Origin of the sequence: Haemophilus sp. SZY H8 (genome assembly GCF_018829755.1) — a bacterium.
GTDB lineage: Bacteria > Pseudomonadota > Gammaproteobacteria > Enterobacterales > Pasteurellaceae > Haemophilus > Haemophilus haemolyticus_K.
In genome coordinates this window covers 53,250-68,885 of sequence record NZ_JAHKJY010000004.1, presented here as the reverse complement: position 1 = coordinate 68,885, position 15,636 = coordinate 53,250, and the positions used below count along the sequence as shown (strand labels likewise).

The window sequence follows — 15,636 nt, the reverse complement described above, 5'->3', positions numbered from 1 at the left end:
TAGCTACGCCACCTGCAGCCTCATTAGTACCTGTTCTCGTGACATCAGTAGCTGCTCCAGTTTTAGTAGAGCCGGCTGTTGCATTATAGCCGACAGCAACACTATGTCCGCCCCTTCATCACGGCTTTTGGCTTCTTTACCAATGATAATATCGTTATTTTTCTTTGCTTCGCTAGATGAACCAAAAGCAATTGTATCATTCGCTGTAGCTTTTGCTTCATTACCAAATGCCATCGAGCGCTGCCCAGCCGCTTCTGTATTTCTACCAAGAGCTACCGTATATGTATTTGTAGATTTTGAATTTGTGCCTAAGGCAATCGTATCATCTTGGGTTGCCTTAGAGTTTTGACCTATCGCACTGGCACGCGCCCCTGTGGCTTGCGCTCCTTGACCAAGAGCAATCGCCTGACTCTTAGTAGCTTGCGCATTTTGACCAATCGCAACAGCTTCGTTTCCTTCTGCTTTCCCCTGATTGCCTATCGCTACGGATTTAGCACCAGTTGCCTTAGCACCAACGCCGATTGCCTCTGCCAAAGCTCCTGATGCATTAGAGTCAAGACCTACTGCAATTGCACTATCCTCTGTGGCTTGTGCTTTTCTACCTACAGCAACGGCATTATTTCCTGAAGCATTTGACGATTGCCCCCAAGCGACATTAGTATCACTACCTGTGCCCGCTTCATTGACGACAGCATAAGCCGAATGGCCGCTTAATAACGCCAAGGCGATGGCTGAAGATTTAATAAAATTGCCTGAAAATTTAACCGCACTTCCTTGTGAATTTGATGAACTTTGTTTTTTGTGTGCTTTGGTTAATTCTGAAACGACCACCCAAGATTGCGTTGCTTGGCTCCAAACGATACGGAAGATTTTATTCATAAATGTCTCTCTAACGATGTTAAAAAATACCTTTAATCTCTTATTCAATTAATAAAAGAAGTCAAGCGTAAATAAAGTGGAAAAATTATACAGATTTAGTCATGAAGTTCAATTTAAAAATACAATCTTTACGATAATTTACATTTATCAAGTGTAATGAAAAACAATAGCAAACGTTTGCTTTTTTTTGCACAAGAAGTAAACAAAAGTGCGGTGAGTTTTAGGGGCATTTTTTATTGAGAAAAAGCAAATAGGCTTATCAAAAAACAAAGGCCGCAACGTGCGGCCAATTTTTTTAGAATTCTTTTGAAATTAAACTTTCTGCTAATTGCAAATCAAGTGTGGAATCAATATCAATGGAACGATAAGTTGGCATTAAATAAAAACGCATTGGCGCAATAAACAAAAAACCGCCCCAAAGGAGCGGTTTTATTTATAAGAGTGCGGTGAAATTACCAGAAGTATCCGACTGCTGCACCACCTGTCACTTCACCTTGAGTATTAGCACCCATTGAGAAACGAACACCGTATTTACCGTTATCAGAAAGACGAGAGTAACCCACTGCTACCGCAGATTGGTTTTTGTGTTGACCTACACCTGCTGTTACCACAGATTGACCCGATTTATGCGGTTGTAATAAGTTTGCCATAGCTGCAGAAGTTGCCATGCCCGCATTCATACGCTTGCCTAATTTATTAATTTGGCCCTGTAACTTATTACCCATCGCATATAACTGGCTACCATTTACCGCATCTTTTGAAGTTGCTGAAATTTCACCTGGTGCTACGCCTGTAATCTTAGTCGGTGCTCCTGTCGCTGTACCAACATTGATATTTCCACCATTGTTAGTAATCTTAGGACCATTATCACCAAATTGAACACTGTCAAAGGTTACATTAGAAGCAGTTGCGTAAGTCACTTTACCGTTAGACTCTTGTTTCACGGTCATATTTTTACCTGCAACCATTTCAACTTTTTTACCTGGATTGATCATTTCTGGCGTACCTGAAATTTTCTCACCACCATTTGCTGAAGTGGTTAATGTAAAACCTGACTTGTTGATTGCATTTGCTACATCTTGTGCAGTCGCCACTTTATTTGCAACATTTGCAATATTATTTGCCGCATCTGCAACTGCTTGTTCAGCAGCCTTACGTACCGCAGCTGGTGCAGTAGCTGGCAAGTTATTTAATGTATTTGTCGCATCTTCTAATGCTTTAGTCATTTCTGGTGTCACAACTGGGCCTTGAACGCTACCATCAGCATTATTGGTGATGCTACCTGTATCAATGTCAAACTTCACGTTGCTTGTTGTGCCATCTTCTTCAGTTTTTACAACAGCTTTAGTGCCTTTGCCATCTACAAAGTTTACAGTGTCATAAGGTTTTACAAAATCCTTCGCTTTACCATTGTTTTGTAGGTTCCAACCTGCATTCAACACATCAGATACGGTTGCTGCATTATTGCCTACATTTTTTGCAATATCTGCTGCTTTTGCCGCATCAATTGGAGCAGACTTATTGTCTTTACCTGCAATAGGGTTACCATCAACATCTTTAGCGTTCTTATCTGCATCATTTACAGATGGAAGATTAGATTTCACATTACCTAATGTCGTTGGTGCACCAATTTCATTCGGTTTTGCCGCTGGATTAACCATATTAGTAGTTAAGTCCGCAGGTGCAACTTCTGTTGTAGTCGGGTTACCTTTGTCGTCAACGGTAAAGTATTTGTCGCCCACTTTAGTTACCGGCGTATCCTTTCCATTGACTTTGGCGGTATATTGGACAGGCAAACCGGTCACATCGACTTTTACTGTCGTTGTGGTTACTTTATTGCCATCTTTATCAACAGACTCTTTCGTCGCCAACTTAACTTTCGTGTTGTTGCCGTCTGCAAAACGAAGTTCGTCGTCAGGGTTGACTTTCTCATCTTCGTCTTTGAAGTCTGCCGCAGATAGAGCATCTTTCTGTTTGCCAACCACAAAGCCTGATTTTTGAATCGCAGCAGCTACCTTATTACCTGTTACGTAACCGTCACCCGCATTAGTCGGGGTCGTACCCGCGTCAGGAGTTACCGGTTTTTTATCGGCTTTTGGCTTACCAGTTTTCGGATCAATATCTGCGGTATTGTAATATTGGTCTCCTACTTTGGTTACCGGAGTATCCGTTCCATTGACTTTAGCAGTAAATTGATTTGGTTTAACTACTTCACCATCTTTAACTGCGATAGTAATTTCACGAACGCCCTTATCATTAGTTTTACCCGTTACAGAAATACCGTTTTCGCCTTTAAAGTCTACTTTATTAGCATTCTTCACAGTATCTACATAACCATTTTCAGGCGCACCAACAACCCAGCCCATATTCGCTAAATCACGAACAGTTGCTGCAGAGTTTAATACATTATCAGGTAATGGTGTTACCTTACCATTTTCATCTGGTTTCGTTCCTAAATTTACTAACTTAGGTTGTTTATCTTGAGCTGTTGGTGTTCCATTAGTATTAGTAGGAATACTTTCATTACTCAATACAGAACCAACACCAGTAATTTGTGTAGGTTTACCATCTGTAGACGTAACATTTAACGCAGTTGTTGGCGCTTTACCATCCTGATTATTATCAGCTGGTATCGCTTTTTCTGTTGCTAATTTAACTGGTGATACATTACTTGTAACGACATCCTTTTCAGGAACTTCGTTACCATCTGGATCCGTATATTTACCATCTTTAGTTTTAGTTAATGGTTTCCCATCTTTATTTGTATAAACTTCAGCTGGTTTACCAACAGTTACAGTATTAAACTCAACATCGTCTTTAGTTGCATAAGTTACTTTACCATCAGCATCTTGTTTCACAGACATATTTTTGCCAGCAACCATTTCAACAGTTGCACCCGGATTGATTAATTCTCCGTTATCCTTAGTACCGCTAACTTTTTCACCTGTATCAGCAGAAGTCTTTAAGTTAAAACCAGATTTATTAATCATCTCTGCAACATTACCTGCAGTTACTAATTTGTTAGCATTATCACCTTCAGGATTTGTAACCGTTCCGCCTGTCGATGTTAAAGTTGCAGTTTCTGGTTGTTTTACATCTACTGTAATAGTACGAATACCATCTACAGTTTTACCTGATACCGTTGCTGCGCCAGTGCCAACGAATTTTACTTCATTCGCATTTTTTACTGTATCTTTGTAGGCTTTATCTAAAGCATCAGTTGTTTTATCCGAAGATACAACCCATCCCATGTTTTGTAAATCACCAACTGTCGCCGCTGCATTTTTATTTACAGGAGCATCCTTAGTACCAACCAAATCAACTAAGTTTGGCTTATCTGCCTCAGGTGTTGGCGAACCATCAGGAGTTGTTGTTACTGGCGTAGTATTTAATGCAGACTTCACTCCAGTAATGTTCTTATCACCTAAATCCACACCTTCAGGTTTAAAAGTCATAGTGGTTCCCTTTCCACCAATACTTGTAATATCGGTTAGCTCAGGGTTTAAAGAATAAGTAAAGTTTTTACCATCTTGTTTTAACTTGATGTTTTTACCAGCTTTAAATGTTACTTTATCACCAGCTTTTACTTGTTCTTCTGTTGTTGTATTGCCGTCAGCAAATTTACCGCCATCTTCAGCGCCAGTTACTTTCCAGAAAGCATTATTAATTGCATTAGCTACATCTCCTACGCTGGCGACTTTATTTTCATCACCTTTATTAGGGGCTACCTGACCAGACTTTTTATCACCCTCATCTTGGGTTACAGGTGCTATAACACCAGTATTTACTTTAATGCCATTGTCACCAACAGTAATACTATCGTCAGCTGCTTTAACGTCATATTTAATATGGCTTACTTTACCATCAGCATCTGTAGTGACATTAACGCTAGTGCCTTTACCATCAATAAAATCAACAGTGTCATAAGGTTTAACAAAATCACGTGCTTCACCTTTTTCTGTTAAGTTCCAACCAGCATTCAATACATCGCCTACAGTTGCCGCATTTGAGGTATTAGGTGCATCATCTCCCTCTGGTAATGTACCTGAGGTTGTAGGGGCAGTAGAGCCATTTTTTGCACCAGGTAAGTTACCTGCGATATTAGCCAATGCCATAGGCGTTTTCGTATCATTACCAGCATTATTCATTGAGGCAATTACATCACCGGCTGCTACAGGTTGAACTCCTGTTTTTGGTTGACCTTTATCATCTAAGTCAGTTGTTTTATAGAAGTTATCGCCAACTTTAACCAACTTGTCACCAGCTTTATTGGTATAAACCACAGGCTCTTGTTTATTTTCAACACGATTCATCAATGCATATAACTGAGAACCATTGATTGCATCTGTAGAAGTCGGGGTAACAGCACCTGCAGCTAAGTTTTTAATTTGGCGCTCTTTACCTGCTTGACCAATACTTACATAGTGACCAGCATCAGCAGGTTTCCCTGCAAAACCAGAATAAGTAAAGTTAGGACCAGCAATAGTACGAACTGTTGCATCTGTTACTTCTTTAACTTCATGAGATGCACCTGTTGTTCCAACAACTTCTGTTGAGTTAGCACCCAATACAACTGAATTTTCTGTTGTTAATTTAGTAATATTCGCACCCAATGCTACGGAGTTTGCACCGCTTACATTTGAGCTAGTACCCACTGCAATAGCGTTTTCAGCCGTTGCCTCTGCTTTACGACCTTGAGCAATAGCATATGAGCCCGTAGCTTTTGTTTCAGTACCTTGCGCAATCGCATCTTCTCCAGTTGAATTAGCTTGTGTCCCCTGCGCAATCGCACGTTTACCTGTTGCCGTAGCACGATCACCTTGCGCTAATGCACTTTGATTTGTGGCTTTTGCTTGGTTACCGATTGCAATAGCAGAACTAGCATCAATCTCTTCTGCTGCATTAAATTGCAAATCATTTTCTAAACGTGCAATGGCTAATTTAATGCGTTCAACGGCAGCTTTTGCACTTGCATAATTAAATTTATTTTCTGCACTAGCATCAGCCTCCAATTTAGCTTTAGCCGCTTCTAAACGCGCCTCTGCTTTTACAAGAAAATTCTCGCCTTTCAATTCCTTAATTTTAGCTTGAATGGCTTCTTTCTCCGCAGCTGTATAACCACCTGCAACCGCATTATTACCCATTGCTACAGCATTTTCTTTGATTGCTGTTGCGAATGTACCAACAGCAACAGCATTTCTTCCATAACGAGAGGTATTTGCTTGTCGCCCAACAGCCACTCCACTATCTGCTCTAGCTACTGCCTTATGACCGATAGAAGTAAGTGTATTACCATCATTCTCATTAATATTATAAACAGCACCATTTCCTCCACTTCCTGTCACCTCACGGTCAAAGAATTGACGAGTTGCGCCGGATAATTGACCAATAGCAACAGAGCCATTTTGATCGCCTTCTGCAATGGCACCAATAGCAACCCCGCCATTTTGATTACCGCCAACTGAAGCAAACCCTCCCAATGCGACACCACCATTTTGTACAGCCTGCCACCCCGAAGCATCAGCGATATCTGAACGAGCCCCAATACCAGCTGCCAAAGAAGGACCTGCGACTTGAACTCCATAACCCAAAGCAGTACTCATTGAATCACTACCGCCACCGCCTAAACGTATACGGTTACCGATTAACGTATCTGCCGCAATACCACTTGCTGATGAAGTAATATCATTTCCAATTACAATTCCTTCATCTGCAACTCCATTTCTATTCCCAATAATAATTACATTTTTAACTGATTTGCCCGCAGTTTGTGCTGTTGCAGAAGTTTTACCTTTAGGCCCAATAAAAATACCATTATCACTTGTTGAAATAGCAGCCGCAGGAATATTTGCTGTCTCGGCGGCTATTACATCCATAGAAAGCGCCCCAGCCACCACTGAAAGTGCGGCTAATTTTGAAATTGTTTTTGATTTAGTTTTGCCCTTTGCTGAAGTAAGCTCAGAAACAGCAACCCAAGATTGTGTCGCGTGATTCCAGATTACACGGAAAATTCGATTCATAGATGTATTCCTATTGAAAGTTAAAAATTATAAAAAATTAAAGCGACTTACTCTCTTTCATAAACCACCCTAAACGTGAAAAATACTGCGGGATAGTAACAGCGAAAAACTATAAGTCAAGAAATTTAGCCTGAAATTTACACATATTTACATATGTAAACGTTTACTTTCAATAAACTCACTATTGCAATTAAACTGTCTGCCTCATAAACCTATTATAATGCCAAATTAATATAAAAAAATAAGCCTCCGCATATACGGAGGCTTTAAATCAAACATAGTGTAAAATCGAATTACCAGAAATAAGATACGCCAGCACCTGTGCTTACTTGTCCTTGTGTATCTGCACCCATGGATAATTTTATACCATATTTACCATTATCAGAAATACGAGAATAACCTACGGCTAATGCTGCCTCTCCACGATGCTGCCCCACTGCAGCCATCGCCGCAGACTGTCCTGGTTTGTGAGGTTGCATTAAGTTAGCAGCAGCCATCGCACCTGCTACACCAGCATTCATACGTTTGCCTAATTTATTCACTTGGCCTTGTAAGTGGTTAATACGGTTGCCCATTCCTTTTGCCACACTATACAACTGACTTCCGTTAATGGCATCAGTAGAAGTTGATGAAATTTCACCCGCTGCTACATTTTGGATACGACGTTCATCCCCTGAAGCGCCAACTGAAACAACACCATTTGCCTTCGCTCCTTGGAAACCACCGTAAGTCATATTACCTACCGTTGCGGTGGTTACCGTACCTACAGAACCCGCTGTAGTGCTTGTGCCCTTCGTCCCATCTTGTTTAATGTTATATAAACTTGCGGTACGGCTTCCATCTCCAGCGGTTGCGGTTGATTTAGCTCCTAAGATAACTGAATTTTCCACAGTGTGTTTCACTTCATTACCTAACACAAACGTATCATTGGTTGAAACGGTATTATTGTTACCCACAGAATAGCTGCCTTGACCACTGACTGTGCTTGGGTCACCAAATGCACCAGAATTATTACCTGTTACACGGTTGCCTGTACCAATACTGATTGAATCATTACCCGTTACAACAGAATTAAAACCTATTGCTACAGCATTTGTTCCATCTGCTTTTGAGCGTGAACCAATTGCTGTGGCAAATTTACCGCTGGCACTTGAGTCAAAGGTATTCTCAGTTTCCACTTTAGGACGATCTACGCCATCGTTAGAATGGAAGAATTTGATACCTTGCTCATTCATATTGTGAACAGCCTCAACAACTGAGTTAGTAATAATTTCTTTCTGACCTTGTACATTATAGGTTTTTAAGATTGGTGTACCATTCTCATCAACAATCACGTTGTTGTAAGTATTGCCTGCAGCATCAGTAATATTTTTTACATTTGGTACGTTTCCACGACTCAATGCATAAATTTGAGCGCCATTTACCGCATCTGTACTTGTTGGAGAAATATCACCCGCTTTAACACCCGTAATTTTTGTTGGATTACCGTCTTTATCACCAATATTGATGTTATCACCTGCAGCATTAATCTTCGGACCATTATCACCGAATTGAACGCTACTAAAGTTTACTTCATCCGCGGTTGCATAAGTGACTTTACCTTCAGCGTCTTGTTTCACAGTCATATTTTTGCCTGCTGCAAGATCAACTTTCTTACCTGGATTGATAATTTCATCATCACCAGAAAGTTTCTTACCACCATTTTCTGAAGTTGTTAAAGTAAAGCCTGACTTATTGATTGCATCCGCAACGCCTTGAGCGGTTGCAATTTGGTTACCAGCATTATTGATATTAGCCTGAACAGCATCAATCTTATCTTGTGCAGTCTTCTTCGCTTCAGGTGTCGTTGCATCTGCTAATGCTTTTTTAGCATCATCTAAGGCTTTCTTCATGTCAGGCGTAACTGGGCCTGAAACAGAACCATCTTTATTACTTGTAACCGTGCCAGTATCAACATCAAATTTCACGGTTGTGGTCGTAACCTTATTGCCTTCCCTATCAACAGTGTCTTTCGTTGCCAACTTAACTTTTGTATTTTTACCGTCTGCAAAACGAAGTTCATCATTAGGATTCACTTTTTCATCTTCATTTTTAAAGTCTGCATCCAATAATGTCTCTGTTTGCTTACCAACAACAAAACCAGATTTTTGAATCGCTGTAGCAACTTTATTACCTGTTACATAGCCATCACCTGCATTAGCAATTGGTGTAGTGCCTTCATCTGGCGTTACTGGTGATACTTTCTCATCAACGGGCTTACCTGTTTTAGGATCGATATCAGAGGTTTTATAGTACTTATCTCCCACTTTAGTTACTGGGGTACTTTCACCATTTACGACTGCAGTAAGATCACCGTCTTTTACGACTTCACCCTCTTTAACAGCAATAGTAATTTCGCGGATACCATTTACAGTTTTACCCGTTACAGAAACGCCAGAACCAGCTTTGAAGTCTACTTTATTCGCGTTCTTTACTGTATCCACGTAACCATTTTCAGGTGCGCCGACAATCCAGCCCATGTTTTGTAAATCACCTACAGTTGCAACTGCATTTGGCGTAGTGGCATTTGCCAAATCAACTAGATTTGATTCAGGTTTAGCCCCATCCTTACCATTTGGCGCAGTTGTTACTGGTGCTTTATTTAATGATGAAGCCACACCTGTAATTTGTGTAGGTTTTCCATCAGCAGAACTTACATTTAACGCAGTTGTTGGATTATTGTCTCCATTATTACTCGCCGGTTTAGCCTTTTCTGTTTTGAACTCAACTGGAGATTTACCATCCTCTTTGCCGCCAACTTTTACTGTATTAAATTCAACATCGTCTTTAGTTGCAAATGTAAACTTACCATCAGCTTGAGTAAGCTTGATATTTTTATCTGCTTCAAATGTCACAGTATCGCCAGCTTTCACTGGTTGTACTTTAGTACCAGATACCTCCCCATTTATAGTTTTTGCAGAAGTTGCATTCCAGAATGCACTATTAATAGCTGTCGCCACATCATTTGCTGTCGCAAAACTATCCCCTGCATTACCGGCTGATACCGTACCTTTATCAGCATCTGCAGTAAGGGTCGTTTTTTTCACATCAAATTTAACCGCACTTACAGCACCGTTTTCAGTGACTGTTACATTCGCAGTGGTACCAGTACCATTAACAAATTTCACTGTGTCATAAGCTTTAACAAAATCTTTGTCTGTATTATTTTCTTTTAAATTCCAACCGGCATTTAAAATATCGTTTACAGACGCAGCTTTTGTTCCATCCACTTTGGTTGGTGCTGCTTGATTGGTTGTTGGTGCAGCTGCATCATTTTTTGTTACTGGCAATGTACTAGCTAAACCAGTGATGCTGTTAATGCCTGTTAAATCAGAATCTAATCCATAAGTGAATACCTTACCTTTACGTTGTAAACGTAAGTTTTTACCTGCATCTAGCGTTAATATACCGTCTGCACCAATAGTTTCAGCGGTATCATCGTCATCAACCGTATCATCGTCTAAATCAATTCCTGAGTTATTCGCTTTCGCTTTCCAAGTTACCTGATCTTTGATTTGTTTTTTACCAGCATCGGTAATATTGCTTAAATTCTTATCTGCAGCATTATCAATTTTATCTTTGGTAGTATCATCCAATTTAACGGTTACATCCTTACCACTTGCGGTTGTGGTTAAGCCATTTTCACCTTTGATATTAAATTGTAAGCCACCATCTTTATCTAATTGCTGCTCCTCTGTCTCTCCAGAATTTCCAGCTAACTTAATTTTATTGGTTGCTACTTTATCCAACTGTGACTTATTAACTGCATCAGTTGGAGCTTCACCTGGCGCTAAACCTGTAATTTTTTTACTACCTAAATCAACACCCTCAGGATTAAAGGTCATCGTAGTTCCATTACCACCAATACTCGTGATATTACTTAACACAGGATTTAAAGAATAAGTAAAGCTTTTACCATCTTGTTTTAACTTGATGTTTTCACCTGCTTTAAATGTGACTTTATCGCCAGCTTTAACTTTTTCTTCTGTCTTATTACCCTCTAACACTCCGCCATCATTCTCGGAAGTTACAGTCCAGAATGCACTATTAATCGCATTTGCAACATCGTTCGCTGTCGCAAAGCTATCTCCTGCATCACCCGCTTTCATCGTACCCGGTTTAGCTATATCCTCGGCAATCGTTGTTTTTTTCACATCAAATTTAACCGCACTTACGGCTCCATTGTCAGTGACTGTTACATTCGCAGTGGTACCAGTACCATTAACAAATTTCACTGTGTCATAAGCTTTAACAAAATCTTTGTCTGTATCATTCTCTTTTAAATTCCAACCGGCATTTAAAATATCATTTACAGACGCAGCTTTTGTTCCATCCACTTTGGTTGGTGCTGCTTGATTGGTTGTTGGTGCAGCTGCATCATTTTTTGTTACTGGCAATGTACTAGCTAAACCAGTGATGCTGTTAATGCCTGTTAAATCAGAATCTAATCCATAAGTGAATACCTTACCTTTACGTTGTAAACGTAAGTTTTTACCTGCATCTAGCGTTAATATGCCGTCTGCACCAATAGTTTCAGCGGTATCATCGTCATCAATCGTATCTTCAGTCAAGGCGATTCCAGAATTATTAGCCTTCGCTTTCCAAGTTACCTGATCTTTGATTTGTTTTTTACCAGCATCGGTAATATTGCTTAAATTCTTATCCGCTGCATTATCAATTTTATCTTTAGTGGCATCATCCAATTTAACGGTTACATCTTTACCACTTGCGGTTGTGGTTAAGCCGTTTTCACCTTTGATATTAAACTTCATCCCACCTGCATTGGTTAATGCCTGAGTATCTGTACTACCTGAATCACTTCCTAAAGAGATGTTATTGTCGCCGATTTTACTATCAACTGAATCTACTTTAGCTTTTGTCGCATCATCCAATTTTAATGTAACGGTATCACCTGACGCAGATGCAGTTAATCCGTTGTCACCTTTGACCTTAAACTCAATGCCTCCCGATTTATTTAAATCTTGTTGATCGGTTGAAGTTGAATCATTTGTCGCGGATAGTTTGATTTTGTTATTTTCAATTTTATTCGCAATTGAATCTACAGCTGCTTTCGTGGCATCATCTAATTTAACTGTTACATCCGTACCGCTGGCTGTTGTAGTCAAGCCATTTGTACCTTTCACATTAAACTGTAAACCACCAGTTTTATCTAACTGCTGAGCATCAGTGTTCCCGGAATCACCACCGAGTTTAATATTATTATTTGCGACTTTATCTAACTGTGATTTATTAACCGCATCAGTTGAATTTGTTCCCGCTGCTAAATTTGTGATTGGTTTATTGCTCATATCAATGCCGCTAGCATTGGTTACAATGCCGCCAACAGTGGTGCTATTTAAACCTTTCAAATCTTTAGCTAATTTAACCCACAATTTGCCGTCTTCATTGTTTACACCAATGTTCTCATTAGTTAAAGCAGCTTTATCTGCACCACCACGAATATCTAAACGATTGTTAGCTATGCTTTGTTTGATGACCTTAGTATCATCCACATTTGGTTGGACTGCATTATCACCCGCATAATTTAAGAACGCGCCTGTCGTTAAATTACTCAAAACACCATAAAGTTGTGAACCATTAATTGCATCAGTAGATACATTGCTCACCTCACCTGCCGCAACGTTTTTTATTTGACGCTCAAAGCCAGCAGAACCTACAGAAACAATATCTCCTTCTGCAGTATCTGCACCACCAGCCCATGAATAAGTAATCCCATTCACCACTGTTTGAGTTTGTTTAGTTCCTACTTTATCTGTAATTGAACCGCCACCTAATGCTACTGAGTTATCTCGATTTGCTGTAGCGCCAGAACCGATAGCAACAGCATTTACTTTACTTGCTGTAGCTAATGTCCCCATACTTACACCAAGCTCAGCTGCAGTTGCTTTCATACCTACAGCGACAGCAGCATCCGAAGCTTGTGTTGGCGTCCAACGAGGAGACAAAATATTTTTCCCTGTTAAATCAGTAAAAGCATCCTTTATAGTCGCTTTTTTAGACTGATCATTTTTAGGATTAGTATATGTAATTTCTTTTGTTACAGCCTCATCTACATCATCCCCACCAATTGCTATAGAAGAATCACCATAAGCATAGGCATTACCACCAATAGCAACAGATTGAGTCCCTCTAGCCCAAGCACCATCAGGTTTATTTTCAGAGCTACCATTTCCACCACCAATCGCTACTGACTGAGAAACTTTTTTACCTTTCTCACCCACTCGACTATTGGTACCGATAGATATATTAAAACCACTGTTAGTTAGATCAGAACCATATAATGAACCATTATTTTCTGTTCGTCCTGCACCTCTACCTATAACAATCTCATCACCACCTAATGCATTCGCTTTAGAGCCGATAGCAATAGAGTTACCTGAGGCTTTTGTACTACCTGAGTTGACATTAGAACCTGAAGTAGACTCAATATTCACCGCAGCTTCAACCCCATTTAAACTGAATAAAAGTGCGGTTGCTCCCAAGAAAGTCTTAATAGTATTACTTGAACTTGCTTTCTTATGTGCTTTAGTTAATTCAGAAACGGCAACCCAAGATTGTGTTGAGTGATTCCAGACTACACGGAAAATTTGATTCATAGATGTCTTCCCTATTAAAGATTAAAAGGTCATAAAAACTGAGGGCGATCTATTTATCATAAACCGCCCCACACCTGAAAAATACGCGCGCATAGTAACAGCGAAAAAATATAAGTCAAGTAATTTAACCTAATGTTTACATATGTAAACATTTTCACACTATATCACTAATATAGTGTGAAAAATAATTACTTATAAAAACAAAAAAGCTCGTCAAATTTGACGAGCTTTTTTTAACTTACATAAAACTGTATAAATACAAATTACGCGCGTTTGAAGTCAATATGAACCAATTTTGGTTTGAATGGGTGACGTTGCATTGCTTGTACTTTAACTGCAACCTCTTTACCACCGATCACTAAAGTGATCACTTCAGAATAGAAAGATTCGTGTGCTTGCGCGTTGTTTAACTCATCATGGTTTAAGATGATTGAAACTGGCTCTTCGCTGCCACCATAAACGATTGCAGGGATTTGACCATTGTGACGCAGGCGGCGGCTCGCACCCTTACCTTGCGCTGTACGAACTTCAGCGTTAAATTTAAATGCCATTTTAATGTTCTCTTTAAATTAATGTTAAAAGAAAAAAATTGCAGGCGACCCAGCAATTTTCCAAATATTGCTCTCAAAGACAAGCATTGAGCTATGCTTTGAGACGGCGAATTATAGAATATCCCTCTTTTCAAAGCAAACTTTTTCTAGGCTTTTTACCCTGAAAAGATTAGAATGCTTAACAGTTTTTTACGATATTCATTAAAAAATAAAGTAGGAAGATTATGGAATTTCTGATTGGATTTTTTACTGAGTACGGCTATTGGGCTGTTCTTTTTGTTTTAATTATTTGTGGATTTGGTGTACCGATTCCTGAAGATATTACGTTAGTTTCTGGTGGTGTGATTGCGGGGCTTTATCCTGAAAGTGTTAATTCACATTTAATGTTGCTCGTCAGTATGATTGGTGTACTTGCGGGAGATTCGACCATGTATTGGCTTGGTCGTATTTATGGTACAAAAATTTTACGTTTCCGCCCAATGCGTAAAATCGTGACATTACAACGTTTAAGAATGGTGCGTGAAAAATTCAGCCAATATGGCAACCGTGTGTTATTTGTCGCACGTTTTTTACCCGGCTTGCGTGCTCCAATTTATATGGTCTCTGGCATTACTCGCCGTGTAAGTTACACACGTTTTGTCTTAATTGATTTCTGTGCTGCTATTATTTCTGTGCCAATTTGGGTTTATTTAGGCGAACTTGGTGCAAAAAATTTAGACTGGTTACATGCTCAAATCCAAAAAGGTCAAATGGTGATTTATATGCTCATCGCTTTACTTGCCCTATTTCTGTTCTGGAAATGGAAAAAATCGAAAAAATAAGCGAAGTCATCAAACAAAAGAGCGGTTAAAAAATTCTGTGTTTTTTAACCGCTCTTTTTATTTCAATAGACTATAAATTTCTCGCTTTTAAATAATTTTCCACGGTATCTACAATGGCCTGCGTTTGAGGATCGATTTCGATATTCACAATATCGCCCACTTTACGTTGCCCCATTAAGGTTCGTTGCAAAGTTTCGGGGATTAAATTCACACAAAATTGCGTGCCTTTTACTTCGCCAATAGTCAGGCTAATGCCATCTACCGCAACAAATCCTTTCGTTAAAATGTATTTCATTACATCTGCACTAGGCAGCTCAAACCAAATTTGTCGGTTATTTTCACTGGCGAGAATGTTTGAAATTTTTGCCGTACAATAGACATGACCAGATAATAAATGCCCGCCAATTTCTGTTCCCATTTGCATGGCTCGTTCGATATTGACATTATCGCCTACTTTCAACAAGCCAAGATTCGTAATTCTTAAGGTTTCTTGCATGAGATCAAAGCTAACGAGATCACCATTGACTTCAGTCACGGTTAAACATACACCGTTATTTGCCACCGATGCGCCAATTTCTAGGTCTTTACGCATTTCAGGTGGTAATTTTACCACTTGTGTTCTAAAATTAGCCTTTTCTGTAATTGAATGAATAAGCGCCGTGCCTTGTACAATTCCGGTAAACATATTTTCTCCTTTTCTAAAAATTTT

6 protein-coding genes and 1 pseudogene are annotated in these 15,636 nt (G+C 39.5%); 1 reads left to right on the top strand and 6 read right to left on the bottom strand.

All coding sequences use genetic code 11. From position 1 onward, the window contains the following. Positions 1 to 3: 3 nt before the first annotated feature. The 5 genes and pseudogenes from KKW16_RS07405 to rplY all read right to left on the bottom strand — a co-directional run bounded on the left by KKW16_RS07405 (position 4) and on the right by rplY (position 14,106). Positions 4 to 879, bottom strand: coding sequence for an ESPR-type extended signal peptide-containing protein (locus KKW16_RS07405; RefSeq protein ID WP_215768136.1), 876 nt, complete (start codon positions 877 to 879; stop codon positions 4 to 6). A 295-nt stretch (positions 880 to 1,174) separates the two neighbouring features. Further along, positions 1,175 to 1,282 (bottom strand): annotated as a pseudogene (locus KKW16_RS07400) (acylneuraminate cytidylyltransferase); the annotation flags it as partial. A gap of 49 nt (positions 1,283 to 1,331) precedes the next feature. Further along, positions 1,332 to 6,899 (bottom strand): ESPR-type extended signal peptide-containing protein, encoded by a 5,568-nt coding sequence (locus tag KKW16_RS07395; RefSeq protein ID WP_215768135.1) that lies wholly within the window; start codon positions 6,897 to 6,899, stop codon positions 1,332 to 1,334. A 293-nt stretch (positions 6,900 to 7,192) separates the two neighbouring features. Continuing rightward, the gene (locus KKW16_RS07390; protein WP_215768134.1) at positions 7,193 to 13,555 is read right to left on the bottom strand and encodes an ESPR-type extended signal peptide-containing protein; all 6,363 of its coding nucleotides are present in this window, start codon (positions 13,553 to 13,555) and stop codon (positions 7,193 to 7,195) included. 263 nt (positions 13,556 to 13,818) lie between these two features. After that, the gene (rplY, locus tag KKW16_RS07385) at positions 13,819 to 14,106 is read right to left on the bottom strand and encodes a 50S ribosomal protein L25 (protein WP_005633680.1); all 288 of its coding nucleotides are present in this window, start codon (positions 14,104 to 14,106) and stop codon (positions 13,819 to 13,821) included. Positions 14,107 to 14,330: 224 nt separating this feature from the next. Between rplY and KKW16_RS07380 the strand changes: the two genes are divergently transcribed. After that, complete coding sequence (locus KKW16_RS07380; protein WP_048953044.1) at positions 14,331 to 14,927, top strand: DedA family protein; 597 nt, start codon at positions 14,331 to 14,333, stop codon at positions 14,925 to 14,927. A gap of 70 nt (positions 14,928 to 14,997) precedes the next feature. Here the strand turns inward: KKW16_RS07380 and ribE are convergent, their stop codons facing one another. Beyond that, positions 14,998 to 15,612: a riboflavin synthase gene (ribE, locus tag KKW16_RS07375; RefSeq protein WP_048953045.1), complete on the bottom strand. Its 615-nt coding sequence runs from the start codon at positions 15,610 to 15,612 to the stop codon at positions 14,998 to 15,000. Positions 15,613 to 15,636: the final 24 nt, after the last annotated feature.

Excerpts from the sequence above, each read along its gene's own strand:
- KKW16_RS07390 (WP_215768134.1), bottom strand. The coding sequence starts at position 13,555 with ATGAATCAAATTTTCCGTGTAGTCTGGAATCACTCAACACAATCTTGG.
- KKW16_RS07405 (WP_215768136.1), bottom strand. The coding sequence starts at position 879 with ATGAATAAAATCTTCCGTATCGTTTGGAGCCAAGCAACGCAATCTTGG.
- rplY (WP_005633680.1), bottom strand. The coding sequence starts at position 14,106 with ATGGCATTTAAATTTAACGCTGAAGTTCGTACAGCGCAAGGTAAGGGT.
- KKW16_RS07380 (WP_048953044.1), top strand. The coding sequence starts at position 14,331 with ATGGAATTTCTGATTGGATTTTTTACTGAGTACGGCTATTGGGCTGTT.
- KKW16_RS07395 (WP_215768135.1), bottom strand. The coding sequence starts at position 6,899 with ATGAATCGAATTTTCCGTGTAATCTGGAATCACGCGACACAATCTTGG.
- ribE (WP_048953045.1), bottom strand. The coding sequence starts at position 15,612 with ATGTTTACCGGAATTGTACAAGGCACGGCGCTTATTCATTCAATTACA.